The sequence below is a fragment of the Streptomyces sp. DS1-CR2 genome (assembly GCF_055760475.1).
This window is the reverse complement of the sequence record NZ_CM147085.1, coordinates 7,204,791-7,231,441: the sequence shown is the minus strand read 5'-3', so window position 1 is coordinate 7,231,441 and position 26,651 is coordinate 7,204,791. Positions and strand designations below refer to the sequence as shown.

Below are 26,651 nucleotides of genomic sequence, written 5' to 3'. Positions count from 1 at the left end.
CGTAAGGGAAGTACGTCGTGCAGTTCCGCCAACAGGCCCTGTCCAAACTGCAGTCGCCCGAGGAACTCGACCTTCCTGTGCGGCTCGCCAGGCCCCAGGGCGTACTCGCGCTGGCCGTGACCCTCGTCGTGATGGCGGCCGCGTCCGTGTGGGCGGTGACCGGGTCGCTCTCCTCGACGCTGCGGGTCCCCGGCGTCCTCACCCACGCGCAGGGCAGTTACGTCCTCCAGAGCCCCGTCACCGGTCAGGTCACGGGCGTGCTCGCCAAGGAGGGGCAGCGCCTCGCCGCGAACTCCCCGCTCCTCAAGGTCAGTACACCGCAGGGCGACCGCTATGTGCGGACCGTCGACGCGGGCCGCGTCACCACCCTCGTCGCCCGGATCGGCGCGGTCGTCACCACCGGTTCCGACGTGGCGACCGTCGAGAAGACCGGCGCCAAGGACCCCCTCCTCGCGATGCTGTACGTCCCCGCGGACCGCGCGGGCACCGTCCCCGTCGGAGCGGACGTCGACCTCACCGTCCAGTCGGCGCCCTCCCAGCAGTACGGCATGCTGCGCGGCCGGGTGCAGGCGGTCGGGCGCGGCGCGCAGAGCAGTCAGCGGGTCGAGGCGTTCCTCGGCGACAAGGAACTGGCCACGCAGTTCACGAAGGGCGGCCCGGCGGTCGCGGTCCTCGTGAAGCTCGTCGCGTCGCCCTCCACCAAGTCGGGTTACGCGTGGTCGTCCAAGGGCGGACCCCCGTACGCGCTCGACTCGATGACCCCCGCCTCCGGCGCCGTGCACCTCGCCGAGCAGCGCCCGATCGATTGGCTGCTCCCGTGAGCCCCTCCCCCGCAGTCCAGCAGCAGCTGCCCCCGGCCGGACACGGCCGCCGCCGCGCGCGCCCCGCGCCGAAGCCGCCGCGCCGCCGCCACCGCACTGTCCGCACGCCCACCGTCCTCCAGATGGAGGCCGTCGAGTGCGGCGCCGCGTCCCTCGCGATGGTCCTGGCGCACCACGGCCGGCACGTCCCGCTGGAGGAGCTGCGCATCGCGTGCGGCGTCTCGCGCGACGGTTCGCGGGCCAGCAACCTTCTGAAGGCGGCCCGCAGTTACGGGATGACCGCGCGCGGGATGCAGATGGAGCCGGCCGCGCTCGCGGAGGTCGAGGCGCCCGCGATCCTCTTCTGGGAGTTCAACCACTACGTCGTCTACGACGGCATGGGCCGGCGCTTCGGGCGGCGCGGCGTGCACATCAACGACCCGGACAAGGGCCGCAGGTTCGTGCCCGCCGAGGACTTCGACACCAGTTTCACGGGCGTCGTCCTCGTCCTCGAACCCGGTGAAGACTTCCGCACGGGCGGGCGCAGGCCCGGCGTCCTGCGGGCGATGCCCGCGCGACTTCGCGGCACGACGGGCACGATGCTCGCGGCGCTGCTCGCCAGCCTCCTGCTCGTCGCGGTCGGCGCGGCGCTGCCCGCGCTCAGCCGCACGTACATCGACATGTTCCTGATCGGTGACCAGACCTCACTGCTCGGCGCGCTGTTCGCGTCGATGGGCGCGATGGTGGCGCTCACGGCCGTGCTCACCTGGCTCCAGCAGGCCAATCTGCTGCGCGGGCGTGTCATCGCGTCGACGCTGAGCAGCGCCCGGTTCTTCGGCCATCTGCTGCGGCTGCCGGTGACGTTCTTCGCGCAGCGCAGTCCGGCCGATCTGGTGCAGCGCCTCCAGTCGAACGACGCGGTCTCCGAGACGCTCGCGCGTGACCTGACCGCGGCGGGCGTCGACGGCGTCGTGGTCCTCCTGTACGCGGCGCTGCTGTGGACGTACGACCCGCAGCTCACGCTGGTGGGTGTGGGCATCGCGCTCGGGAACGTCGTCGCGATGCGGATCGTGATCCGGCTGCGGGCCACCCGTACGCAGAAGCTGCGCGCGGACACGGCGCGGCTCACCAACACCTCGTACACCGGTCTGCAGCTCATCGAGACGATGAAGGCGACGGGCGGCGAGAACGGGTACTTCCGGCGCTGGGCGGGGCAGCACGCGACCACGCTGGAGGAGCAGCAGCGGCTCGGGGTGCCGAGCGCGTGGCTCGGCATGGTGGCGCCGACCCTGGCGACGCTCAACAGCGCCCTGATCCTGTGGATCGGCGGCCTGCGCGCGGTCGAGGGGCATCTGTCGGTGGGCCTGCTCGTGGCGTTCCAGGCGCTCGTCACGCGGTTCACCGCGCCGATCACCCGCCTCAACGGTGTCGCGGGACGCATCCAGGACTTCGCCGCCGACGTGGCGCGCCTCAAGGACGTGGAGAGCTTCCCGGCGGACGCCTTGTACACGCGGCCCGACGCGGCGGCGAGCACGCGCCGTCTGAAGGGGCACGTCACGCTCGACGACATCACGTTCGGCTACAGCCCGCTGGACAAGCCGCTCCTCACGGGCTTCTCACTGGCGGTCGGGCCCGGTCAGCAGGTGGCGCTCGTCGGCGGCTCGGGCAGCGGCAAGTCCACGGTGTCGCGCCTCATCTCCGGGCTCTACAGCCCGTGGGAGGGCTCGATCCGCATCGACGGGCAGCGTCTGGAGGACATTCCGCGGGGTGCCCTCTCGGCGTCGGTTTCCTTCGTCGACCAGGACGTGTTCCTCTTCGAGGGCACGGTCCGTGACAACGTCGCGCTGTGGGACCCGTCGATCCCGGACGAGGCCGTCGTCGACGCCCTCAAGGACGCGGCGCTCTACGACGTCATCGCGCGCAGGCCCGGGGGCATCCAGGGCCGGGTCGAGCAGGACGGGCGGAACTTCTCCGGCGGCCAGCGCCAGCGCCTGGAGATCGCGCGGGCCCTGGTGCGCCGGCCGAGCATCCTCGTGCTCGACGAGGTGACCAGCGCGCTCGACGCCGAGACGGAGCAGCTCATCATCGACAATCTGCGGCGCCGCGGCTGCGCCTGCGTCGTGATCGCGCACCGCCTCAGCACGGTGCGCGACAGCGACGAGATCGTCGTCCTCGACCACGGTCAGATCGTGGAGCGGGGCCGGCACGAGGCGCTCGTCGCCGCCGGCGGGGCGTACGCCGAGCTGGTCAAGGAGCACTGACGTGACGTACACAGATCAGGAGTACGCGGCCGGCGACCAGGTGACCGCCTCGTTCGGCTCCCTGGGCATGCCGGTGGACTGCGCCGGCATGCGCAGCCTGAACCTCGAGGGACCGCAGGTCCTGTGGCTGGTCGTCCAGGGCGCGCTCGACCTGTTCGCGGTCGACGCGGCCGCCCAGGGGCACTGGCACTTCCTGGGCCGGCTCGAAGCGGGCACCCTGCTGCTCGGCCCGGTCGAGGGGCCCCAGCACACGTTGGTGGGCCGCCCGTTGCAGGGCTGCCTGCTGCGCCGTATCGGCCTGCGCGAACTCCAGCGCCCGGACTACGGCGACGCCTCGTGGTCGTACGACCAGCAGTACCTCAGCCAGTACGACACCCAGGACGCCGCCCTCAGCCTCCTCGAGCACGCCTTCGCCCTGGGTGTGGGCCGCAGCCAGCGTGTCCTGTTCGAGGCACCCCTCGACGGCCGGACGGCCGGCGACGACTCCGTGGGCGACGACGACATCCTGTGGCTGCCGATCCTGCCGGGCAGCGTGCAGTACGGGGCGTCGTACAGCGCGGACACCGTGGGCGAGCTGCTCGTCGACGGCTCGATGTGGCAGCGCATGGTCAACCAGCAGTTCCGGCTCCTGTCCGCGCTCGACCGGTGGATCGAACGCCTGGAGAGCGCGCACGAGACCCGGACGGCGGCGGGCATCAAGGCGGGCGAGACCGTCCGCGAGGAGGCCGACCGGACGCTCCTCGCGTCCATCGGCCGCCAGGGCAGGGGGAGTTCGCGGCGCGGCTCCTCCGGAAACGGGAACGGCGACGACGCGACGTACGCGGCGTGCCAGCTGGTCGCGAGCGCGGCCGGGATCACGCTCGCGGCGCCCGAGCGCAGCGGCGCCGTCAGCGACCGCGTCGACCCGGTCGAGCAGGTCGCCGTCGCCTCACGGATCCGCACCCGAGCGGTCCGCCTCGACGGGCGCTGGTGGCGTGAGAACGCGGGCCCCCTGGTGGGGCACCGGGCGGCGTCCGGCGCCCCGGTCGCGCTGCTGTGGCGGCGCGGCGGGTACGAGGCCGTGCATCCGTCGAGCGGGCGGCGGACCCGGATCGACGAAGACAACGCGGAGGAGTTCGAGCAGCGGGCGGTCATGCTGTACCGGCCGCTGCCCGACCGGGCGCTGAGCCCGCTGCGGCTGCTGCGGTTCAGCGCGCGCGGCACGCGGGCCGACGTGCGCAATCTGCTGCTCGCCGGGCTCGTGACGGTCGCGATCGGGGCCCTGGTGCCGGTCGCCACCGGGCGGGTGCTCGGCGTGTACGTGCCGAACGCCGAGACGGACCTCATCGTGCAGGTCTCCCTCGCCGTCATGGTGACGAGCATCGTGTCGGCCGCGTTCATGCTGCTGCAGAATCTGACGATCCTGCGCATGGAGGGCCGGATCGAGAGCGCACTCCAACCCGCCGTGTGGGACCGCCTGCTGAGGCTCCCGACGCGGTTCTTCGCGTCACGTTCCACGGGTGAGCTGGCGAGCGCCGCCATGGGCATCAGCTCGATCCGCCGCCTCATGTCCGGCGTGGGGCCGGTGGTGGTGCAGTCCGGCACGGTCGGCGCGATGAACCTCGTCCTGCTCCTCCTCTACAGCGTCCCCCTGGCGCTGACCGCGCTCGCCATGCTCGCGGTGATCGCGGGCGTGTTCCTCACCCTCGGGCTGTGGGAACTGCGCTGGCAGCGCCGCCTCGTCGTGCTCGGCAACAAGCTCAACAACCAGGCGTTCCAGACGCTGCGCGGCCTGCCGAAGCTGCGGGTCGCGGGCGCGGAGAGCTTCGCGTACGCCTCGTGGGCCGGGGAGTTCGCGCGCAGCCGCGAGCTCCAGCGGCGCGCGGGCCGCATCAAGAACCTGACGACGGTCCTCAACGCGGTCTATCTGCCGCTGTGTTCGCTCGGCATGTTCATTCTGCTCGCGGGCCCCGCGCGGGGCACCCTCTCCGCGGGCGACTTCCTCACGTTCAGCACCGCGGTGACGATGCTGCTGTCCTCGGTCACGCAGCTCACGGGCGCCCTGATCTCGGCGGCGGCCGTCCTGCCGATGTTCGAGCAGATCAAGCCCGTCCTCGACGAGGCGCCCGAGGTGCGGGCCGCCAGCACCCAGCCGGGCGAGCTGACCGGCGAGATCGAGGCGCGTGGCGTGTCCTTCCGCTACACGGACGACGGGCCGCTCGTCCTCGACGACGTGAACCTGTCCATCAGGCCGGGCGAGTTCGTCGCGGTCGTCGGTCCGAGCGGCTGCGGCAAGTCCACGCTCCTGCGCCTCCTCATCGGCTTCGACAAGCCGGTCTCGGGCGGTGTCCTGTACGACGGCCAGGACCTCGGCGCGCTCGACCAGGCCGCGGTGCGCCGGCAGTGCGGCGTCGTCCTGCAGAACGCGCAGCCATTGACCGGTTCGATCCTGGACTGCATCTGCGGCGCCGAGGTGTTCACGCAGGAGGAGGCGTGGGAGGCGGCGGCGATGGCGGGGCTCGCCGAGGACATCAAGCGGATGCCGATGGGGCTGCACACGATGATCGCCGGGGGCGGCGCCATCTCCGGCGGCCAGCGCCAGCGCCTGATGATCGCGCAGGCGCTGATCCGCCGGCCGCGCATCCTGTTCTTCGACGAGGCCACGAGCGCGCTGGACAACGAGACCCAGCGCACCGTCATCGACAGCACCCGCGCCTTGAACGCCACGCGCGTCGTCATCGCGCACCGCCTGTCCACGGTGATGGACGCGGACCGGGTGATCGTCATGGCGGACGGCCGGGTCGTCCAGCAGGGACCGCCGGCCCAGCTGCTCGCGGACACGAACGGACGGCTGCACGAGCTGGTGCGGCGTCAGATGGCCTAGCCCGGACCACAACCCGAGCCGCAGGCCGCGCAAGGGAACGCAGCCGGCCCGCGCAAGGACATTGACAGAACCCCTCAACCCTGTGAACCTTCGTGCTCGAAGTTGCTCGAAATGGCAATAGTTCAAGCACTGGTAAACATCGACCGGCCGGGCTCCATGGGTCACTCGGGTTGAGCGGAGATGCACCTTGCACGGATTGCGAAGACTGCGGCAATGGCGGCCGAGACGGCAACGACCGTCTCGCGGGGGCACCTTGGCGGTGATCGGCACCGCGGCACTCCTCGGCGCGACCCTCCTCGGGACCCCCGCCCAGCAGGCGAAGGCGGCGACTCCGGGCAGCGGGGTGCTCGACGACGCCCACAAGAGCGTGACGTGGCAGAGCCCGGTGTACGCCGCGGGGACCGTGGGCGATCCCGGCAAGTGCCCGGCCGCCGCGGACGACCCCGACAACAAGGTGTGCGACCGCTTCGACCTCAAGGTGTCGGTCCCTGACGGCTACTGGGACGACAACCCCGAGGGCGGCGTCCCCGTCTCGATCGAGTGGGCGAAACAGCCCACCGACGACTTCGACATGTACGTCTTCGACGACGCGGGCAAGCAGGTGGCCGCCAGCGCGGGCACGGCCGACCCCGAAGCCACGATCATCCCGAAGGCGAACGGCACGTACCACGTCGTGGTCGTCCCCTACGACGTGCACGACAACTCCTTCGTCGGCAAGGCGTATCTGCCCGAGACGACCGACGCGGGCGACCTGACCTCCTTCACGGGCAAGGACGGCAGCTACACCATCGGCGCCGGCACCCTGAAGGCGAAGGCCGAATTCCTGACAGGTGGCCAGCTGCGGCTCCAGGCCGACCCGTCCGGCACGTTCAGCGACCCGGCAGGATCGCAGATCGTGCGCAAGCAGCCCGCGCTCGACCGGCACACTTCGTCGTTCGACGCGGGCGCGTACTACGGCATCCGCTCCTCCGGCGCCGTCCTGCGCGTCTACAAGAAGCCCCTGCGCTTCGGCCTCTACAAGGCCGACAACAGGACACGGATCTGGCAGGAGGACAAGCCCCTGCGCTGGTCCACCGGCGGCATGCGGCAGAGCCTGGAGCGCGGCAAGGACGAGCAGTTCTTCGGCGGCGGCGAGCAGAACGGCTCGTTCTCGCACCGCGACAAGACGGTCTACGTCGCCAACAACACCAACTGGAACGAGGGCGGTTACAACAACTCGCAGCCGTTCTACCTCTCTTCGGCGGGCTACGGCGTCTACCGCAACACCTTCGCCCCCGGCGTCTACGACTTCGGCCCCTCGGTCCACACGGGCCAGCAGGAGCGCCGCCTCGACGCCTACTACTTCCTCGGTGACGCGAAGAAGGTGATCGGCGGCTACACGTCGCTGGTCGGCAAGCCGTTCATGCCGCCGGTGTACGGCCTCGAACCCGGCGACGCCGACTGCTATCTCCACAACGCCAACCAGGGCGAGCGGCACACTCTCGACTCCCTCAAGGTCGCCGACGGCTACGTCGAGCACCAGATGCCGCTCGGCTGGATGCTGGTCAACGACGGTTACGGCTGCGGCTACGAGAACCTCGCCGAGACCGCCAAGGGCCTCCAGGAGCGCGGCGCCGAGATGGGCCTGTGGACGCAGGACGGCATCGACAAGCTCGGCGAGCAGGTGAAGGCCGGGCAGCGCGTCGCGAAGCTCGATGTCGCCTGGGTCGGCAACGGCTACGGCATGGCCCTGGACGCCTGCGACAAGGCGAAGGCCGGCATCGAGGACAACAGCGACGCGCGCGGGTTCGTCTGGCTGCCCGTCTCGTGGGCGGGCGCGCAGCGCTGCGGCGTGCTGTGGAGCGGCGACCAGAAGCTGTCGTGGGACTACGTGCGCTGGCAGATCCCGACGTACGCGGGCGCCACGATGTCCGGCATCGCGTACAACACCGGTGACGTGGGCAGCATTTACAGCCACGACGCCAAGATGTACGCGCGTGACCTCCAGGCCAAGACGTTCCTGCCCGCCATCATGACGATGGACGGCTGGGCGCGGGACATCACCACCGGCCAGAAGATCAATCAGCAGCCGTGGGTGGACGGCGAGCCCTACACGTCGATCAACCGCAAGTACCTCCAGCTGCGCGAGCGCCTGCTGCCGTACCTGTACACGCTGTCCGCCGAGGCGGCGAAGACCGGTGTCGGCGGGGTGCGCCCGCTCTACCTGGAGTACCCGGACGACCCCGCGACGCTCGGCGCGAACGCCAAGTACGAGTACTTGGCGGGCGACGACTTCCTGGTCGCCCCGGTCTACAAGGACTCGGACACCCGCGACGGCATCTACCTGCCCAAGGGCACGTGGACGGACTACTGGACGGGCAAGACCTACAAGGGCCCGACCACGATCGACGGCTACCACGCGCCCATCGACACGCTCCCCCTCTTCGTCAGGTCCGGTGCAGTCGTGCCGATGTGGCCGAAGGGGACGACGTCGTACAAGTCCCGTGACGTCCACGAGCTGGACTGGGACGTGTATCCGCAGGGCCGTTCCTCCTCCACGCTGTACGAGGACGACGGCGTGACCCGCGACTTCGCCAAGGGCGCGTCGGCGACGCAGCGCGTCACGGTCGACCAGGGCGAGCACGCAACCGAGGTCAACGTCGGTGCGAGCAAGGGCAGTTACAAGAACAAGCCCGACGCCCGCGCGTACCGGTTCACCGTCCACGGCGAGAGCGCGCCGCGCCGAGTGTCGGCGGAGGGGCGCACGCTGCCCCGCGTCAGCTCGGCGGACGCGCTCGCGGCAGCCGGGTCGGGCTGGTACTACGACGCGGACACGGGGGTGACGACGGTGAAGACCGCGCGCCAGTCCCTGGACCGCGGCTTCACGGTGACGCTGCGGCGCTGATCCGCAGGGCGGAGTGAGGCGGGGGCGGGTCCGGTGGTGCGGGCCCGCCCCCTCTGCGTTGCCGCAGACTGCCGTATCGCGGGCGAAAGCCTCAGGACGCTGACCCCGCCCCCCCGCCGCACCAGGCGGTTTGCTGGTGCGACGCGGGCTGCTCGTACGATGTCCGCGAGTACGTTCGGGTCAGGGGGTGGGTGAGGGTGTCGGCTACAGCCGATTCGCGACGTCGTGTCCGCGTTGCGCCCGGCCAGTTCCTCTCCCCCGGAACCGTCCACCACGCCGACCAGCACGTCTTCGGCCCGATGATAGGTTCAAAAGCGTGATATCGACGGGGTCACTGAGCCGTACGGCGCTGAGCGGAGTCGCCTTGGCGGGTGAGCGCAGACGCGTCGAACTCGTGCTGCCGTCCCGCGAGCCGCTCGGCGTCTTCGGTGTGTACGGGCGTCTGCTCGACACCTTCGCGTAGGGGCTCGGGGAATGACGCAGAGCGACTGGCAGAACAACGTACTGCGGGACCTGCTCAGGCAGACCCAGGCACAACTGGGCGGGGAGGGCGGCGAGATGGCGGCGTCGGACATGTCCAGTTCCGAGGTAGCGGCGCGAGGCGCCGGGGCCGAGGGAGAGGCGGAGCCCTCAGTGGCGCCTGCGCCCGCCCCCGGGCGCGCACCGCTTCCGCGCCGGCGCCCCAATACGTCTCCGTCACCGGACGCGGGGCCTGGCCCGTCGCCCTCACCGCCGCTCGACCCGGACGACGACGCTGCGGGTGAGCCGATCTCCCCCGCGGCCGGCCCGGCGCCGCGCCGGACGGCGTCACTGGCGGCACGCCTCGCGGCGGGCCGAGCGGACCGGCCGACTCCGCCGACTCCGCCGACTCCGCCGACTGACGTGGACGCGGTACCGGCCCCGGCGGCATCAAGCGACGCCCCCGCCGACGCCCCGCCGGCCGCAAAGCCCCTGGCGCCAAAACTCTTGGCGCCAAAGCCCGGACCCGGCAGCACGGGTACGTCACCCCTACCGGACGTGTCCATCGAGATCGACAAGAAGGCCGCCCCCACACCCGCGCCTCCGTCCCCGCCCGACATCACGGACGCCGTGCCTGTCCTGGCGGCAGCCACCCACTCCCCGGCCCCGGACGCACCGACCCCCGTCCCCCAAGCCGTCATCAGGGACGCCGCACCCACCCCCGACGCGCCCGCCCCGCCCCCGAACCCCCCGACCCCCCACCTCCCCTCCGCCCCGCCTCCCTCAGGACTCCCCGCCCCCTACACCCCCGCGCCCGCGCCGACCCCTCAGCCGCACGCGCCCGCACCCCACCCCCCGGTCGCCCCCAAGCCCCCCTCACGGAACCCCCGGCTCCCGGCCTTCACCCCCGAGTCCGTCCCCACCGTCGACCCGCGGCTCGCGGGGGCGCTCAGGCGGGCTCAGCACGGGGACACCGTGGCCAGGCGCACGAGGCATTCGCTGCGCAGGCTCGCCTCGTCCGCCGCGCCGGGAGTGTCCGAAGAGACGCGTCTGGCGCGGGAGGTGCAGCAGCCGGTGGCCAACGGCCGGGTGGTCGCCGTGACATCCATCCGCGGCGGCGTGGGCAAGACCACCGTGTCCGCCCTCCTCGCCCGCACCCTCAACCACTACCGGCACGACCCGGTGCTCGCGCTGGAGGCGGACGCCGCACTCGGCACGCTGCCCGTGCGGCTGGGCGCCGAGTCGGTGCGCTGGTCGTGCCCCGACCTCGCGCAGATCCTCAAACCGTCGATGCGACTCACCGATGTCACTGGCTATCTCGTGCCGGTCACCGACGGCGGCTGGCTGCTGCCGGCGAGCCAGGGCCGCGTCGGCGCCCCGCTGGACATACGTACGTACCGGACGGTGTCGCTCGCGCTGCGGCGCTACTTCGCGGTGACGGTCGTGGACTGCGAGACGCTGCCGGGCGAGGTGGCGCGTACGGCGATGGACACGGCGCACGCGCGCGTGGTGGTCGCCCCGATGACGGTGGAGGGTGTGGGCGGCACGCGCGTGGTGCTCGACTGGCTGGCGCAGCTCCCGAAGGCGGCCCTGGCCAGTACCGTCGTCGCGCTCACGTCGAGCGCGCCCGACATGACGCTCGACCTGAAGGCGGCGACCGCGCATCTGCGCGAGACGGGGGTCGCGGTGGTGCACCTGCCGTACGACCGTCATCTGGCGGCGGGAGGCCCGATCCGGACGGCGCTCCTGTCGGAGGCGACACGCCGCGCGGCCACGTCTCTGGCGGCCGAGGCGGTGCAGCGGGCGGCGCGGTAGCGGCGGCGCACCCTTGGGCGTACCGCCCAGACCGCTCATCCCCGGATACGGGTGCTCTCGGCGTAGATGTTCGCCGCCCCCTCCCCCTCCCCCTCCCCCGGAACGAAAGGCCCTAGGCACCCGCACGCGCAGGGGAGTAGCTTGCGCTGCCAATGGTTTAGTCCTGAGCCGCCGCCACGGAAGGGGAACCATGCAGGAGTTCACCGTCCCGCGCCTCGTCGAGCCACTGCGTTCGGGCGGGCTCGCCGACTCCGTGTTCGCGGCGGCCGAACGCGAGCCGAGACGCCTCCAGTTCTCGCGCCCGGGCAACAGCCATGGCGGGGGCACGTGGATTCCCGTCACCGCCGCCGCGTTCTGCGACGACGTGCTCGCCGTCGCCCGCGGCCTCCTCGCGAACGGGGTCCGTCTCGGTGACCGCGTGGCCCTCATGTCCCGTACCCGCTACGAGTGGACGCTCCTCGCGTACGCACTGTGGACCGTCGGCGCCGAGGTCGTCCCCGTGTACCCCACGTCGTCCGTGGAGCAGGTCCGGTGGATCCTCCAGGACACGGGCGCGACCGGCATCGTCGTGGAGAACGAGAACCACGCGATGACCGTGGCCGCCGCGTACGGCTCGCAGAATGCGCTCACGCGGATCTGGCAGCTCGACAGCGGCTGCGTGGCGGCGCTCGCCGACGACGGGGTGGGCGTGGCCGACGAGGACGTGCACCGGCAGCGCGCGGCCGTCGCCCCGCAGAACCCGGCGGCCATCTGCTACACCTCCGGCACCACGGGCCGCCCCAAGGGCTGTGTCATCACGCACGCTAACCTCGCGTCCGAGTGCGACAGCCTGCTGGCCGGCTGGAGCAGTATCCTCGGATCTCCTGGCGAACCCCCGTCGCTGCTCGCCTTCCTGCCGCTGTCGCACTGCTACGGCCTGATGGTCGTCGTCGGTTCGGTGCGGGGCGGTGTGCATGTGGCGCACGAGCCCGATCTCTCCCCCGAGAGCCTCCTGCCGGCGCTCGCGTCGTTCCGGCCCACGTTCATGTTCGGGGTCCCGTACATCTTCGAGACGGTCCTCGCCAGATCCCGTGCGGCCGCGCAGCACGCGGGTCACGGCACGCTCTTCCGCAGGGCGGCGCAGGTCGCGGTGCGGTACGCGGAGGCGGCGGAGCGGCAGTCGCTCGGCCGCGGGCAGGGGCCGGGGCCGCGGCTCCGGCTGCGGCACGCGGTGTACGAGCGGCTGGTGTACGCGAAGCTGCGCGCGGTCTTCGGCGGGCGGGTGCGGCACGCGGTGTCGGGCGGTTCGCCGCTGTCCCGTGAGACGGGTCTGTTCTTCGCGGGCGCCGGCATCACGGTCTACGACGGTTACGGCCTCACCGAGACGACGGCTGCGGTGACGGCGCAGCCGGTCGGCGCGGTCCGCTTCGGCACGGTGGGACGGCCGCTTCCCGGGTGTTCCGTGCACATCGCGGGCGACGGCGAGATCTGGGTCCGCGGCGACGTCGTGTTCCCGGGTTATCTCAACGACCCGAAGGCGACGCGAACGGCGCTGCACGGCGGCTGGTTCGCGACCGGCGACCTCGGACATCTCGACGACGGCTATCTCGTCATCACCGGCCGCAAGAAGGACGTCATCATCACGAGCGGCGGCAAGAGCATGTCGCCGCTGGCCCTGGAGGAGGAGCTGCGGAGCCACCCGCTGATCTCGCAGTGCGTCGTCGTCGGCGACAACAGGCCGTACGTGGCCGCGCTCATCACCCTCGACCCGCAGGCCCTGCACCACTGGCAGCGCCTCAAGGGCCGCGCCCCGGCCGAGCCGGGCACACTGACCGACGACGAGGAACTGCGCGCCCAGATCCAGCGTGCGGTCTCCCGGGCGAACACGCGGGTCTCGCGGGCGGAGTCGATCCGTGAATTCCGCATCCTGCCGGGCGAGTTCACGCCGGACACGGGCCTGCTCACACCGTCCCTGAAGCTGCGCAGGAGCGCGGTCCTCGCCGCGTACGCCCAGGACGTGGAGCGGCTGTACACGCCCCGCGCGGCGGCGTCGTTCGCACGGGAGCCGTTCGGCCGGCGCTGACGTTCCCCGTGTCACGCGTCAACCACGGCTCGATTGCCAGCGTTCGGCGCTCACTTGAAAGTCACCTCCGCCGTCGCATGCCGCTCGTCCCGACGCGTCGCGATCCGCAGCCCGGCCGATCCTCCGTCGTCCGCCACGTCGCCGAGCGCACACACCTGCTCGCCCGCGAACACGGGCTTGCGCAGCCGGTACGAGAGCGTACGGATCTCACGCTCCGGGGCCTCGCGGCGGGCGAGTTCCAGCATCAGCTGGACGAGGAGCGGCCCGTGGACGACGAGCCCTGGGTAGCCCTCGACGTCGCGTACGTACGGCTCGTCGTAGTGAATCCGGTGGGCGTTCGCGGTCAGCGCGCTGTAGCGGAACAGCAGGGTCGGCTTGGGGCGCAGGATCAACTGCCAGTCACCGTCCGACGGTTCGGCCTCACCGAGGTCGAGTCCGAAGCCACCGCTGCGTCGCTCGTCCTCTCCGACGCGGTAGACGAGGTCCTGCTCCTCGGTGACCCGCGTCTCCCCTGCCTGCGCGATCTCATGACGGACCGTCACGAACGCCATCTCGCCGGTGCGGCCGCGCTTGATCTCGACCTTGGCGAGGGAACTCGTACGCCGGGCAGGCACGCCCACCCGCAGCGGCGCGATGAACTCCGCGCGGCCGCCGGCGAACATGCGCCTGCGGTCCGGCAGGGGCGGCAAGAAGTGGCCGTGCGCGGGGTGCCCGTCGGCCCCCAGCTCCCGCTGTGCGGGCCATTCGAGGAAGTGCAGCCAGTGCCACAGCGGCGGCAGCGGCTCCCCCTCGCCGGCCACGGTCGCCTCCTGGTCGAGGACCTGACTCAGGGCGGTGACGGGCGCGGCGGCGACGGGATCGTCGAGGCTCACGGGCGCCGGGGACCAGGCGTCCAGATAGCGCGCGAGCTCGAACTCGCCCTGGGATGCGTGTGGTTGGGGCATGGTTCTCATTCTCCAATGCGTGGCGAGACGTGTGCGGCGGAAGCCACCGGGGCCGCCGCCGCGTCGTGCAGGGTCTCCAGCGACCGGCCGCGGGTGTCGACGCCGAAGAAGTACACGGTGGCCGTGGCGACCAGCCAGCATCCCGCGATGAACACGAACACCGCGACGTAGCCGAGCCCCGGCGCGGGTTGGATTGCCAGTACCTGGTCAGGTGGCTGGACAGACCGCTGGATGTGGCCGCCTCAATGGCGGATTGTGCCGCACAAAACGCGGCCCAGCGTCCGCCCCGCCGGGCGTCCAGTCAACCCCCCTGAGGTGAAGTTGCATGTGAAAGCTTTGAATCCCCGTTCGGTGGCGCCATTGACGCTCCCATCATTTGGCCGTACAAAGTAACCACGTAGTGCAGGACATGCCCGAAGGGAAGCCATGCCGGCCATCGCGGAATCGCTCGCCGAGTGGGCGTACGGATACGAACCCGACGCTGAGGACCTGGCGCTCTCCCGCCGCTCCCTCCTGGACACGGTCGCGGTCACGCTCGCGGCGCGCGACCACCCCGTGAGCGCGCTGGCCGCCGAGCTGCCGGACGCGGCGCGCTGGGCCGCGGTCGGGCACGTCCTCGACTTCGACGACCTGCACATCGAGTCCACGACGCACATCAGCGTGGTGATCGTCCCCGCGGTCCTCGCGGCGGGCGGCGACGCGGGCGCCTATCTGGCCGGGGCCGGCGTGATGGCCCGGCTCGGCACGCTGCTCGGCTGGTCCCACTACGCGGCGGGCTGGCACGCCACGTGCACGGCGGGCGCCCCCGCGGCGGCCGTCGCGGCGGGCGTCGCCTGGGGCCTCACGCCCGAGCAGCTGGCGACGGCCATGGCGCTCGCGGTGCCCGGCGCGAGCGGGGTCCAGGCAGCGTTCGGCACGCACAGCAAGTCACTCCAGGTCGGCTTCGCGGCGGAGGCGGGGGTGCGGGCGGCGCGCCTCGCCCGGGCAGGCGCCACGGCCGACCCGCGGGCGGTCGACGCGTGGCTGAAGCTGGTGGGCGCGGAGGGGGCGGACGGCGCCGAGGGAGGGGCGTCCTGGACCGGCGGCCCCGCCGTCCCCGGTGGCCTCGCCATCAAGATGTTCCCCTGCTGCTACGCAATGCAGCGCCCGATCGCGGCGCTGCGCGACCTGCGCGCCGAGTGCGGCCCCGACGACGTCACGGCCGTGCGCGTCATCACCCCGGGGGCCGCGATCCACCCCCTCATCCACGACCGTCCAAAGACAGGTCTCGAAGGCAAGTTCAGCCTCCCGTACGCGGTGGCGACGGCCCTGCTCGACGGGTTCCCCGGCTTCGGCGCCTTCACGGACGACGCGGTGGGCCGGCCCGAGGCGCGGCGCCTGATGGCCACGGTCGGGTCCGAGCGCACCGAGGGCGGTGCCGGGCTCCTCGACGGCGAGGTCGACCTCGCGGTGACGCTCACCGACGGCCGGGTCCTGCGGTCCGCCCTCGCCCATCCCCCGGGCTCGCCCCAACGCCCTGCCACGGATGAGGAGTTGACGGAGAAGTTCGTCGCGTGCGGCAGCGACGTACCGGCTCTGCTCAAGGACACGACCTGGGAGTCGGCCCGCGCCCTGCTCCTGACCGAACTTCCCGGGAAGGCCGCCGCATGACCGATCCGCTCCCCCTCGAAGGCATCACGGTCGTCAGCCTGGAACAGGCCGTCGCCGCGCCCTTCGCCACCCGCCAGCTCGCCGACCTCGGCGCCCGCGTCATCAAGGTCGAGCGCCCCGGCGGAGGCGACTTCGCCCGCCGCTACGACACCACTGTGCACGGCCAGGCCAGCTACTTCGTGTGGCTCAACCGCTCCAAGGAGTCCCTCACCCTGGACCTCAAGTCGCAGGAGGGCCGGGACATCCTGGAGGAACTCCTCGCGGACGCGGACGTGTTCGTCCAGAATCTCGCCCCGGGCGCCGCCGACCGCATGGACCTCGGCCCGGCCGAGCTCCAGGCCCGCCACCCGCGCCTCATCCCGTGCACGATCAGCGGGTACGGCACCAGCGGATCCTGGTCGCAGCGCAAGGCGTACGACCTGCTCGTGCAGTGCCAGACGGGACTGCTCTCCATCACGGGCTCACCCGACGAGCCCGCCCGCGTCGGCATCTCCGTCGCCGACATCTCGGCGGGCATGTACGCGTACAGCGGCGTACTCACCGCCCTCTACACGCGGGCCACCACCGGACGCGCGCCCGCCGTCGAGGTCTCCCTCTTCGAGGCGCTCGCCGAGTGGATGAGCCAGCCCGCCTACTACACGCGCTACGGCGGCACGCAGCCGCCGCGCATCGGCGCCCAGCACGCCACGATCGCGCCCTACGGCCCGTTCACCGCCTCCGACGGGAAGGAGGTGCTGCTCTCCATCCAGAACGAGCGCGAGTGGCAGGCAATGTGCTCCACGGTCCTCGGCCGTCCCGAACTCACCGACGACCCCCGCATGGCCACCGGAGCCGACCGCGTCGCCCACCGCGACGAGGTCAACGCGGCCGTCGCCGCGCGCTTCGCCGAGCTCGGCAGCGAGGACGCCATGGCGCTCCTCGACAAGGCCGGTATCGCCAACGCGGGTGTGAACTCCATCGCCGAGTTCCTCGCCCACCCGGCCCTCGCCGAGCGCGACCGGTGGCGCGACATCGCGGTGCCGGGCGCGCAGGGACCCGTACAAGCGCTGCTTCCCCCGGCGGACCTCTCCGGTGTCACCCCCCGGATGGACCCCGTCCCCGCCGCGGGAGAGCACACCGAACAGATCCTCGGCGCCCTCGGCCGCAGCGCCGCCGACATCGAGCGGCTGCGCGCTCAGGGCGTCATCGACACCGCGCACGACCATGAGCAAGGAGCGTCCGCGAAGTGAGCGCCCTCGACACCCTCTCCTCCGACGAACAGCTGATCGTCGAGACCGTGCGGAACTTCGTGGACCGCGAAGTCAAGCCCGTCGTACGGGAGTTGGAGCACGCCAACATCTACCCCGAGGCACTCATCGAGCAGATGAAGGACCTCGGCATCTTCGGCCTGGCGATCCCCGAGGAGTACGGCGGCACGCCCGTCTCCACGCCCTGCTACGTACTGATCACGGAGGAGCTGGCGCGCGGCTGGATGAGCCTCGCGGGCGCCATGGGCGGCCATACCGTCGTCTCCAAGCTGCTGCTGCACTTCGGCACCGACGCGCAGAAGGACCGCTACCTGCCGAAGATGGCGACCGGCGAGATCCGCTCGACGATGGCCCTCACCGAGCCGGGCGGCGGCTCCGACCTCCAGGCGATGCGCACGGTCGCGCGGCGCGACGGGGACGCGTACGTCGTCAACGGCGGCAAGACCTGGATCACCAACTCCCGCCGCTCGCAGCTGATCGCGCTGCTGTGCAAGACGGACCCGGCGGCCGAGCCGAAGCACCGCGGCATCTCCATCCTGCTCGCCGAGCACGGCCCGGGGCTCACCGTCTCGCGCGACCTGCCGAAGCTCGGCTACAAGGGCGTCGAGAGCTGCGAGCTCACCTTCGACGACTACCGGGTCCCGGCCGGCGCCCTGCTCGGCGGCGTCGAGGGCAAGGGCTTCGGGCAGATGATGAAGGGCCTGGAGACGGGCCGCCTCCAGGTCGCCTCGCGCGCGCTCGGTGTCGGCCGGGCCGCGTTCGAGGACGCGCTGCGCTACGCGCAGGAGCGCGAGACGTTCGGCGAGCCCCTCTACAAGCACCAGTCGATCGGCAACTACCTTGCGGACATGGCGACTTCGCTCACCGCGGCGCGCCAGCTCACCCTGTACGCCGCCCGCGAGGCGGACGCGGGCCGCCGCGTCGACATGGAGGCGGGCATGGCCAAGCTCTTCGCCTCGGAGACGGCCATGGAGATCGCCCTGAACGCGGTCCGCATCCACGGCGGCTACGGCTACTCCACCGAGTTCGACGTCGAGCGCTACTTCCGCGACGCGCCCCTGATGATCGTCGGCGAGGGCACCAACGAGATCCAGCGCAACGTCATCGTGCGCCAGCTGGTCTCCCGGGGCGGTCTGGACGTCTGACCTGCGCACCGTCTTGTACGGCCATTAGACTCACGGCACAGGCAGGGCGGTGAACGGCAGACATGACGCGTACGACACGCACAGAGCGGACGAGGGGGACACGGATGGCGGCCCCCGGGCGTGACAGCGCCTACGTACGCCTCGCGCGCGAGCTGCGCGAGGCGATCCTGCGGCACGACTACCCCGAGGGGGTGCGGCTGCCCACGGAGGCGGAGCTCGCCGCCTCACACGGGCTCAGCCGGCAGACCGTGCGGCGCGCCTTCCAGGACCTGGTCACGGAGGGCCTGGTGCACCGGATCCCGGGGCGCGGCACGTTCGCGGCGCCCCGCGAGGAGCAGTATCTGCGGCAGTTCGGCTCGGTCGAGGACCTCATGGCGCTGTCCCTCGACACGACGATGCGCCTCGTATCGCCGCTGCGCCGCCGGGTCGACGTCGACGCGGCGGGCAGGCTGCGCGTCGGCTCCGACCGCGTGGACCACCTCTCGTTCCTGCGGCTGCACGAGGACACCCCGTTCTGCCTGACGACGGTGCGTCTGCCGCCGGACGTGGGCGCGCTCGTCGCGGACCGCCCCGAGCTGACAGAGGCGGGCACGGACAGCCGCGTCACCGTCATCGGCCTCCTCGACGGGCGGCTGCCCGAGCCGATCGCGGAGGCGGAGCAGTCCGTCACGGTCGCCCTCGCGTCGGCCGAGGTGGCGGCACACCTGGACTGCCCGCCGCAGCATCCGCTGCTCCGCATCGACCGCCTCTACCTGTCGGCGTCGGGGCGCCCGGTCGAGCTGGCCGTGAGCCACTTCCTTCCGGAGCACTACTCGTACCGGGTGCGGCTGCGCCGCCATCCGCGCTGAGCCCGCCGGGGGCCAGGCGTGTGTCAGAGCGACGACGCCACCGTCAGCCCCTCCAGTACGGCCTCCTCCACGGTCCGCGGTGACACACAGTCCCCCGCCATCCAGACCTCGTCGGCATCCTGCTGATCTCGGTGGTGCTGTACGCGTACCGCAGGGTGGTCCAGGACGGGCAGCGCATCGCCTGGCGCATCGAACCGCCCCTGAGGCCGGAGGACGAAGCGGCCCCTCAGCCCCCGAACTCGGCGACCGCCCGCCCCACGATCCGCTCCAGCCGGTCGTGATGGGCACCCCGCCAGTACACGCGCTCACACGCGCGGCACTGGGCGAACACGTCGTACGTGCCGCGCGTCCCGCCCTCAAGGAGGTCGGCGACATCCTCCTTACGGGCGTCCTTCAGCAGTCCGTTGCAGGCGGTGCACCGCGTCCAGGGGTGCAGCTCGGGCGTGAACCGGCCGAGCACGTCGCGTAGTTGCTCGTCGGGCCGGTCGCTGTAGACGTACGCGCCGGCCCACAGCTCACGTCGCCGCAGCAGTCCCCGGTCCCGGCTGAGCATGACGCGCCGCTCGGCGGCGGAGCGGGCCGCGAGCGCGGGGTCGCCGACGTCCGTGGACTCGTAAGCGGAGTCGACCCCGAGCAGCCTCAACCGCCGTGCCAGCGTGCCGAGATGGACGTCCAGCAGGAACCGCAGCGGCGCCCCCTCGACGCGCTGCGGCCGGACCACGGCCCGCACCTCGACCCGCTCCCCCGCCACGGGAATGTGGCCGACGGCCACCTCGCGCCCGTCCACGACCAGCGCCCCGACCTCCGTGAGCGGCACGCCGAGCGACTCGATCACATGCCCCAGCGTGGACACCCCGTCGGTGACGAGCGGGACGGCCGCGCCGCCGCGCCGCGCATGCGGAACGAACAGCTGCAGCTCGGGCACGACGCTGACGACGATCTGCGGTCCGTTCATCGCCTCAGGATGCCATGGGCGCCGGGGCGGGGACCTGGGGTTTTCCCCTCGCACGTGGCGGGGTCCGCCGCACGCCGAACCTGAGCCGCCCGCGTCAGCAGCCGCGCGCCCTCGGCTCGAACTTCACGCGCGCATGCCCGTCCTTGTTCCGGACCTCGCTGTACGTGGCGGGGCCGACCCGGAACCAGAGGTCGTCCTTGGCGGCCTTCCCGTTCACGTCGTCGAGCCGCACGCACCACCGCTCCCTCCGCACGACGCGGGTGTACGTCTCGCTGCCCTTGCGGACCTTGTGGCACTGCTTGTAGTGCTCGGTGGTGTACCAGGTGCGGGTCGTCTTGCGCTTGCCGCTGCCGCTGCGCGAGGTGTGCTTGACCTTGCGGGTCGCCGGATCACACTCCTTGACCATGTGCGCGCGGGTGCCCTTGACGGTCTTGCGCGGAAGATGCCGGACGGCGTCGTAGAGACCGCGCACCTGGTCGGAGTGCGGCTTGGAGTAAGAACCGCCCTTGCCGCCACCACCGTGACCCGAACCCTTGTCCGCACCACCGCCGCACGCACTAAGAACGGCCACCAGCATCACGGTCAGGCCGGCAAGCACCGGACGCTGTTTCACGGACTTTTCTCCTCTTACTCAATGAAAGCCATGCTCACGCCAATGACAGCGGCCAGCGTAGCCGACCGTCACACACGACCCTCGGGTGCGGTGCCTACAAGAAGCCGCACGATTGAGATGGAGGCCGGGTACGGGATCGGTCCTTGCCCATGGCCACGCACCGGGGCCGTCCGGACATCAGAGTCTTGATCGACAGTCTCGCAGTGCCGGGGATCGGCCACATCCCCCGTGAACACTTGGTGCTGGCCCCTGCCCAGCCCGGACTGATCGGCACAGGCCTGATGCTGACGGATCTTGATCACCACCGGCTGGATCCTCGCCACGACAGTCGCCGCGGGCATCACTCGCACGGTGAGCCGCCAGTAGGCGGCAGGACCCGAGCCCTCAGCCGTACGGGCTGTCCGGCCGTCGGACACAGCCTCGGCAGCGCTCTCGCGACGCGTTGGGTTCGCCACATTTTGCCCAATTCGGGGCGGATGAGTGCATAAATCGTTCTTCGGGGCTGGCTGCATTCCTCCGATAACCAGCCCCAGGGATTCAACGACCAGTGGCAAAGGAGAAGCGTTTGATCACGGTACGTAACCGACGCACCGCTCTGGTGGCTCCGGCCGGCATACTCGGCGGCGTACTCGCACTCACGGCCCTCGGTGGTACCAGCAACGCTGCCACCAGCGACAACGGCCCTGGGAATCACCCGCACTCCCAGGCGTGGGGGGCTCGGGCCGACGCCCAGGACGCTTCCGACGCCCGAATAAAGATCATGCCTGGGCAAGGTGCCTCCAGCATCGGGATCAACGACCCCGTCAAGGTCACCGTCAGCAACGGCAAGCTCACCAAGGTGACCATGAGCGCCGTCGCGACCGGCGCCGAGGTTTCGGGCACCCTGTCCGCGGACGGCACGTCCTGGCAGCCGGACGGGCCGCTGGAGCGGGCCACCAAGTATCAGGTCGCCGCAGAGGCCGAGGACGCCAAGGGCCGCTCCGTCACCGGGAACGCCGCGATCACCACGGTCTCCCCGGCCAACGACTTCATCGGGCACGTCTCCCCCGAGAACGGATCCACCGTCGGCGTGGGCATGCCGGTGACGGTCAACTTCGACAAGGCGATCAGCGACAAGGCCGCCATGGAGTCGAAGATCCAGGTGAGCTCCAGCAGCGGCCAGCAGGTCGTCGGCCACTGGCTCAACAACAGCCGCCTCGACTTCCGCCCCAAGAACTACTGGCAGCCCGGCTCCACCGTCACCGTCAGGCTCAGCGCCCACGGCGTCCAGAAGACGGTCACGTTCAAGATCGGCCGGAGCCAGATCAGCACGGTCGACGCCAGGACGAAGCAGATGACCGTCGTACGGGACGGCAAGACGATCAGGACCATCCCGATCTCGTCCGGCAGCACCGAGCACCCGACGTACAACGGCCGGATGGTCATCTCCGAGAAGTTCCGGCAGATCCATATGAACGGTGCGAGCGTCGGCCTCACGGAGAAGGACGGCAAGCCCTCGTACGACATCAAGGCCGTACCGCACGCCATGCGCCTGACCGACTCGGGCACGTTCATCCACGGCAACTACTGGGGTGCCGACTCGGTCTTCGGCAAGGTCAACACCAGCCACGGCTGCGTGGGCCTGAAGGACGCCAGGGACGGCGGCGACGGTACGCAGCCCGCCGCGTGGTTCTTCGGCCACTCGATGATCGGTGACGTCGTGATCATCAAGAACTCCCCGGACAAGACCAAGCTCGCCCCGGGCAACGGCCTCAGCGACTGGAACATGCCGTGGAGCAAGTGGGTCGCGGGGAGCGCGACCAGCTGACACCACGTCACTCTGCGCGCATCTGAACCTGTAGCCATCGAGCACCACGGCCTCAAGGTGCGGCTGCTCGAGTCGCCGCATGCCGTCGTCCGGTCCGTGGCCGTGCTGTGCGCGCCTGACTGTGATTGCACGCAAAATGCCTGGTCAGCACGCTGACCAGGCATTTCAAGATAAGTGTCCGAGGGGGGACTTGAACCCCCACGCCCGATAAAGGGCACTAGCACCTCAAGCTAGCGCGTCTGCCATTCCGCCACCCGGACTAGGTGTCTGCCGCCCGGCCGGAGTGTTCCCCGCGGCGACATGGATAACAATACCAAAGCCTCGGAGTGCCTTTCACCTGCATATCCGTCCCCTCGGCGGCACCTCCGGGGGCCTGGGGCGGGGCCCCTCGGGACTCACCGTGCGTATCTGGTCCGTCACCGACGGCGTATCGGTGGCCGCTGCCCGAGCGTCTGCTTCCTGCTCGGGCCGCGCCCACCGACACCCCGCCTCCCCGGAGGGCTACGGCATCAAGTGATAGTCCGGGAAGTTGCCCGGGAGCCGTTCGCCCTCCGAGCCCCGTGTCACCGCCCGCACCAGCAGCTCCCCTCCCACGAACGCTCCCCGCCACGATGCTCCGAAGCCGCCGAACAGTTCGTCCCTGTCGCCGCGCGAGCGCGGCTTGCCGCGGCCCGTTTTGAAGGCGCGGATCTGGGGGGCGAGGCGGTCGTACGTCGCGTCGTCGTCCGTGGAGAGGGTGGCGACCAGCGCGCCGTTGGAGGCGTTCATCGCGGCGAGCAGTTCCGCCTCCGTGTCGACCAGGACGATCGTGTCGACGGGGCCGAACGGTTCGGCGTGGTGGAGAGGGGAGGAGGGGGGTGGGCTCAGGAGCGTGACCGGGTGGACGTACGCGCTTGTGTCCTGGCCGGAGAGGAAGCGGCCGGGGTCCGGGGCGCCGCGGTGCAGGGGGACGGCGCCTCGGTCGATGGCCTCCGCGACCTGGTCGGTGAGCTCCTTCGCCTTGGCCGCGTTGACCAGCGGGCCGAAGTCGAGCTGGGGGTAGGGGTCTTGAGGGTCCGCCACTGCCAGGGGGTGGCCGACGCGCAGGGTGCGTACGGCCGGGAGGTACGCGGCGAGGAAGTCGTCGAAGAGGCTGCGCTGGACGACGAAGCGCGGGTACGCGGTGCAGCGCTGCTTGCCATAGTCGAAGAGCTTGGGGATCACCGCGGAGAGCTTGTCCCAGTCGGAGTAGTTCCAGATGCCCCAGGTGTTGAGGCCCTCCTGTTCGAGGATGTGGCGCTTGCCGAGGTCGGCGACGGCCGTGGCGACGGCGGCGCCGGTGTCGCGGCCGCCGACGAACGAGACGCAGCCGATCTCGGGCGCCCGCACGAGCGCTTCGGAGAGTTCGCCTCCGCTGCCGCTGACGAGAGTGACGGGGATGCCCTCGCGGGCGGCGAGTGCGCAGGCGAGGGTGAGGCAGGCGACGCCGCCGTCGGTGGGGGTCTTGGCGATGACCGCGTTGCCGGCGAGTGCCTGGATCAGGACGGCGTGCACGAGGACGCTCATCGGGTAGTTCCAGCTGGCGATGTTCGAGACGGGGCCCTCGAGCGGGGCGCGTCCGTCGACCATGGGCTCGATGCCGTCGACGTACCAGCGCACCCCGTCGATGGCGCGGTCGACGTCGGCCTGGGCGAGGCGCCAGGGCTTGCCGATCTCCCAGACGAGGAGGAGTGCGAGGAGTTCGCGGTGCTGGGTGAGGGCGTCGAGGGTGGCGCCGACGCGGGCGCGGCGCTCGTCGAGCGGGATGTGGCGCCAGGCGCGGTGCTGGTCGAGGGAGGCGCGCACGGCCCGGTGGGCGGTGGCGGCGTCGAGGCGGGGCGGCCCGGCGATGGGGCTGCCGTCGACGGGCGTACTGGCGGGCAGGGCGCGGCCGTCGGCCTGCCAGGTGCCGTTCCACAGGTTGAGTACGCGGTCGTCGCGGAACGCCTCGGGGGCGACGGCGAGGCAGCGCTGCCAGGCGTCGTGCCAGGAGGTGCCGGCCTTGAGGGTGGTCGCCACGGGGGCGGCGGGGGTGTGGGGCGCGGGGTTGCTGGGGTTGTCTGCCATTTCAGGTTCTCCGCTCACGGTGCACAGTCGGGGCGGGGGTGCATGGCTGGTGCGGGGGGGGTGGGTGGAGTGGGGAGGTTGCCCGGTGGGCTCGCTCCCCACTCCCCGCTGTAGGCGTCAGTCCGCCAAGCGGTCGAGTACCAGGCGGGCCGTCTCCGTCGGGGTGGAGCCGACGCGGACCCCGGCCGCTTCCAGGGCCTCCTTCTTGGCCTGCGCCGTGCCGGAGGAGCCGGAGACGATCGCGCCCGCGTGCCCCATGGTCTTGCCCTCGGGGGCGGTGAACCCGGCGATGTAGGCGACGACGGGCTTGGTGACGTGGTCGCGGACATAGGCCGCAGCGCGCTCCTCCGCGTCGCCGCCGATCTCCCCGATGAGGACGATCAGGTCGGTGTCCGGGTCGTTCTGGAACGCGGCGAGACAGTCGATGTGTGTCGTGCCGATGACGGGGTCGCCGCCGATGCCGACGCAGGTGGAGAAGCCGATGTCGCGCAGTTCGTACATGAGCTGGTAGGTGAGGGTGCCCGACTTGGAGACGAGGCCGATGCGGCCCGCCTTGGTGATGTCGGCGGGGATGATGCCGGCGTTGGACTGGCCGGGGGTGATCAGGCCGGGGCAGTTGGGGCCGACGATGCGGGTGCCCTTCGCGGCGGCGTACGCGTGGAAGGTGACGGCGTCGTGGACGGGGATGCCCTCCGTGATGACGACGGCCAGCGGAATGCCCGCGTCGACGGCCTCAGTGACGGCCGCCTTGGCGAAGACGGGCGGCACGAAGACGACGGTGACGTCGGCGCCGGTCGCCGCGATGCCCTCGGCGACGGAGCCGAAGACGGGGACGGCGCGGTGGTCGAAGTCGACGCTGCGCCCCGCCTTGCGCGGGTTGACGCCGCCGACGACGTTCGTGCCTGCGGCGAGCATGCGCCGGGTGTGCTTCATGCCCTCGGCGCCGGTCATGCCCTGGACGAGGACCTTGCTCTCCTTGGTCAGGTATATCGCCATGTCCCGCTCTCCTTGGTGAGGTGGATCGCCATGTCCCGGCTCCTTAACCCGCGTCGGCGAGTTCGGCGGCCCGGCGCGCGGCGCCGTCCATGGTGGTGGCCTGTTCGACGAGGGGGTGGGCGCGGCCGTCGAGGATGGCGCGGCCCGCTGCGGCGCTGTTCCCGTCGAGTCGGACGACGAGCGGTTTGGTCAGCCGTACGGACTCCAGGGCCTGGACGATGCCGTCGGCGACGGCGTCGCAGGCGGTGATGCCGCCGAAGACGTTCACGAAGACGGACTTCACGGCCGGGTCGGACAGGATGACGGAGAGGCCGTCGGCCATGATCTGCGCGGAGGCGCCGCCGCCGATGTCGAGGAAGTTCGCTGGGCGGGCGCCGCAGCCCGCGACCACGTCGAGCGTCGACATGACGAGCCCGGCGCCGTTGCCGATGATGCCGACCTCGCCGTCGAGCTTCACGTAGTTGAGGCCCTTGGCAGCGGCGGCCGCTTCGAGGGCGTCGTCGTGGGCGGACTCCTGCGTGCCCCAACGCTCTTGGCGGAAGCGGGCGTTGTCGTCGAGGGTGACCTTGCCGTCGAGGGCGAGGATCTGGCCGCCGCTCGTACGCACGAGGGGGTTCACCTCGACGAGTACGGCGTCCTCGCGGGTGAGGACGTCCCAGAGGCGGACCAGTACGTCGACGGTCCGGTCGGGGAGGCCGGCGGCCTGGGCGATCTCGGCGGCCTTCGCCGTGGTGACACCCTCCGCCGGGTCGACCGGGATGCGGGCCACGGCCTCGGGCCGGGTCGCCGCGACCTCCTCGATGTCCATGCCGCCCTCGGCGGAGGCGATGGCGAGGAAGCGTCCGGCGGCCCGGTCGAGGACGTAGGAGACGTAGAACTCGCTCTCTATGTCTACCGGTTGGGCCAGCATCACCTTGCCGACGGTGTGGCCATTGATGTCCATGCCGAGGATCTGGCGTGTCGTCAGTTCGGCGGCGGGCGGGTCGGCGGCGAGTTTGACGCCGCCCGCCTTGCCGCGGCCGCCGGTCTTCACCTGTGCCTTGACGACGACGCGGCCGCCGAGCCTGCGCGCGATCTCGCGGGCCTCCTTGGGCGAGTCCGTGACCTCGGCCTTCGGCACCAAGATGCCGTGTTCTTCGAAGAGTTCCCTTGCCTGGTGCTCGTACAGGTCCATCTCGGCTCCTGCCGTAAAAGTGCCGCACGCCCCCTGGACACCA

The 26,651-nt window shown here is 71.3% G+C and carries 19 protein-coding genes and 1 tRNA gene; 13 read left to right on the top strand and 7 right to left on the bottom strand.

Translation table 11 applies throughout. The features are described from left to right. Nucleotides 1–17 precede the first annotated feature (17 nt). The 7 genes from ACY0PA_RS33980 to ACY0PA_RS33950 all read left to right on the top strand — a co-directional run bounded on the left by ACY0PA_RS33980 (nucleotide 18) and on the right by ACY0PA_RS33950 (nucleotide 13,144). Nucleotides 18–821 (top strand): HlyD family efflux transporter periplasmic adaptor subunit, encoded by an 804-nt coding sequence (locus tag ACY0PA_RS33980; RefSeq protein ID WP_326773294.1) that lies wholly within the window; start codon nucleotides 18–20, stop codon nucleotides 819–821. Further along, entirely contained in the window at nucleotides 806–3,061 is a 2,256-nt protein-coding gene (locus tag ACY0PA_RS33975; RefSeq protein ID WP_473081276.1) for an NHLP family bacteriocin export ABC transporter peptidase/permease/ATPase subunit, read from the top strand. Before ACY0PA_RS33980 ends, ACY0PA_RS33975 begins: the two co-directional genes overlap by 16 nt. A 67-nt stretch (nucleotides 3,062–3,128) precedes the next feature. Further along, nucleotides 3,129–5,924, top strand: coding sequence for an NHLP bacteriocin export ABC transporter permease/ATPase subunit (locus ACY0PA_RS33970; RefSeq protein ID WP_473086516.1), 2,796 nt, complete (start codon nucleotides 3,129–3,131; stop codon nucleotides 5,922–5,924). 259 nt (nucleotides 5,925–6,183) lie between these two features. Continuing rightward, nucleotides 6,184–8,808, top strand: a complete 2,625-nt coding sequence (locus ACY0PA_RS33965; RefSeq protein WP_473081275.1) for a glycoside hydrolase family 31 protein — start codon at nucleotides 6,184–6,186, stop codon at nucleotides 8,806–8,808. A 316-nt stretch (nucleotides 8,809–9,124) separates the two neighbouring features. Beyond that, nucleotides 9,125–9,271 carry a hypothetical protein gene (locus ACY0PA_RS33960; protein WP_473081274.1) on the top strand — a complete coding sequence of 49 codons (147 nt, stop codon included), beginning with the start codon at nucleotides 9,125–9,127 and terminating at the stop codon, nucleotides 9,269–9,271. Nucleotides 9,272–9,825: 554 nt separating this feature from the next. Further along, nucleotides 9,826–11,082 (top strand): nucleotide-binding protein, encoded by a 1,257-nt coding sequence (locus tag ACY0PA_RS33955; RefSeq protein ID WP_473081273.1) that lies wholly within the window; start codon nucleotides 9,826–9,828, stop codon nucleotides 11,080–11,082. Nucleotides 11,083–11,272: 190 nt separating this feature from the next. Then, entirely contained in the window at nucleotides 11,273–13,144 is a 1,872-nt protein-coding gene (locus tag ACY0PA_RS33950) for an AMP-dependent synthetase/ligase (protein WP_473081272.1), read from the top strand. A 50-nt stretch (nucleotides 13,145–13,194) separates the two neighbouring features. Here the strand turns inward: ACY0PA_RS33950 and ACY0PA_RS33945 are convergent, their stop codons facing one another. After that, nucleotides 13,195–14,088, bottom strand: a complete 894-nt coding sequence (locus ACY0PA_RS33945) for an HTD2 family dehydratase (RefSeq protein ID WP_473081271.1) — start codon at nucleotides 14,086–14,088, stop codon at nucleotides 13,195–13,197. Between the two features lie 15 nt (nucleotides 14,089–14,103). Between ACY0PA_RS33945 and ACY0PA_RS33940 the strand changes: the two genes are divergently transcribed. The 5 genes from ACY0PA_RS33940 to ACY0PA_RS33920 all read left to right on the top strand — a co-directional run bounded on the left by ACY0PA_RS33940 (nucleotide 14,104) and on the right by ACY0PA_RS33920 (nucleotide 18,978). After that, the gene (locus ACY0PA_RS33940) at nucleotides 14,104–14,259 is read left to right on the top strand and encodes a hypothetical protein (RefSeq protein WP_473081270.1); all 156 of its coding nucleotides are present in this window, start codon (nucleotides 14,104–14,106) and stop codon (nucleotides 14,257–14,259) included. Nucleotides 14,260–14,514: 255 nt separating this feature from the next. Then, nucleotides 14,515–15,738: an MmgE/PrpD family protein gene (locus ACY0PA_RS33935; protein ID WP_473081269.1), complete on the top strand. Its 1,224-nt coding sequence runs from the start codon at nucleotides 14,515–14,517 to the stop codon at nucleotides 15,736–15,738. After that, complete coding sequence (locus tag ACY0PA_RS33930; RefSeq protein ID WP_473081268.1) at nucleotides 15,735–16,967, top strand: CaiB/BaiF CoA transferase family protein; 1,233 nt, start codon at nucleotides 15,735–15,737, stop codon at nucleotides 16,965–16,967. Before ACY0PA_RS33935 ends, ACY0PA_RS33930 begins: the two co-directional genes overlap by 4 nt. Further along, nucleotides 16,964–18,130, top strand: a complete 1,167-nt coding sequence (locus tag ACY0PA_RS33925) for an acyl-CoA dehydrogenase family protein (RefSeq protein ID WP_473081267.1) — start codon at nucleotides 16,964–16,966, stop codon at nucleotides 18,128–18,130. Before ACY0PA_RS33930 ends, ACY0PA_RS33925 begins: the two co-directional genes overlap by 4 nt. Before the next feature lie 104 nt (nucleotides 18,131–18,234). Then, nucleotides 18,235–18,978, top strand: a complete 744-nt coding sequence (locus ACY0PA_RS33920) for a GntR family transcriptional regulator (protein WP_473081266.1) — start codon at nucleotides 18,235–18,237, stop codon at nucleotides 18,976–18,978. 226 nt (nucleotides 18,979–19,204) lie between these two features. Here ACY0PA_RS33920 and ACY0PA_RS33915 read toward each other — a convergent pair whose 3' ends face one another. Together ACY0PA_RS33915 and ACY0PA_RS33910 are read right to left on the bottom strand one after the other, a co-directional pair. Continuing rightward, entirely contained in the window at nucleotides 19,205–19,933 is a 729-nt protein-coding gene (locus ACY0PA_RS33915; protein WP_473081265.1) for a Mut7-C RNAse domain-containing protein, read from the bottom strand. Nucleotides 19,934–20,027: 94 nt separating this feature from the next. Beyond that, nucleotides 20,028–20,546 carry a hypothetical protein gene (locus ACY0PA_RS33910; protein WP_473081264.1) on the bottom strand — a complete coding sequence of 173 codons (519 nt, stop codon included), beginning with the start codon at nucleotides 20,544–20,546 and terminating at the stop codon, nucleotides 20,028–20,030. A gap of 565 nt (nucleotides 20,547–21,111) precedes the next feature. Here ACY0PA_RS33910 and ACY0PA_RS33905 point away from each other — a divergent pair. Further along, nucleotides 21,112–22,353, top strand: coding sequence for a L,D-transpeptidase (locus ACY0PA_RS33905; RefSeq protein ID WP_473081263.1), 1,242 nt, complete (start codon nucleotides 21,112–21,114; stop codon nucleotides 22,351–22,353). A gap of 175 nt (nucleotides 22,354–22,528) precedes the next feature. Here ACY0PA_RS33905 and ACY0PA_RS33900 read toward each other — a convergent pair. The 4 genes from ACY0PA_RS33900 to sucC form a co-directional block, all read right to left on the bottom strand. After that, a tRNA-Leu gene (locus tag ACY0PA_RS33900) sits at nucleotides 22,529–22,613 on the bottom strand. A gap of 241 nt (nucleotides 22,614–22,854) precedes the next feature. Further along, complete coding sequence (locus tag ACY0PA_RS33895) at nucleotides 22,855–24,438, bottom strand: aldehyde dehydrogenase family protein (protein ID WP_473081262.1); 1,584 nt, start codon at nucleotides 24,436–24,438, stop codon at nucleotides 22,855–22,857. 117 nt (nucleotides 24,439–24,555) lie between these two features. After that, a complete protein-coding gene (gene sucD / locus ACY0PA_RS33890; protein ID WP_473081261.1) occupies nucleotides 24,556–25,434 on the bottom strand; it encodes a succinate--CoA ligase subunit alpha in 879 nt (292 codons plus the stop codon). 43 nt (nucleotides 25,435–25,477) lie between these two features. Next, nucleotides 25,478–26,608: an ADP-forming succinate--CoA ligase subunit beta gene (gene sucC / locus ACY0PA_RS33885; RefSeq protein ID WP_473081260.1), complete on the bottom strand. Its 1,131-nt coding sequence runs from the start codon at nucleotides 26,606–26,608 to the stop codon at nucleotides 25,478–25,480. Nucleotides 26,609–26,651: the final 43 nt, after the last annotated feature.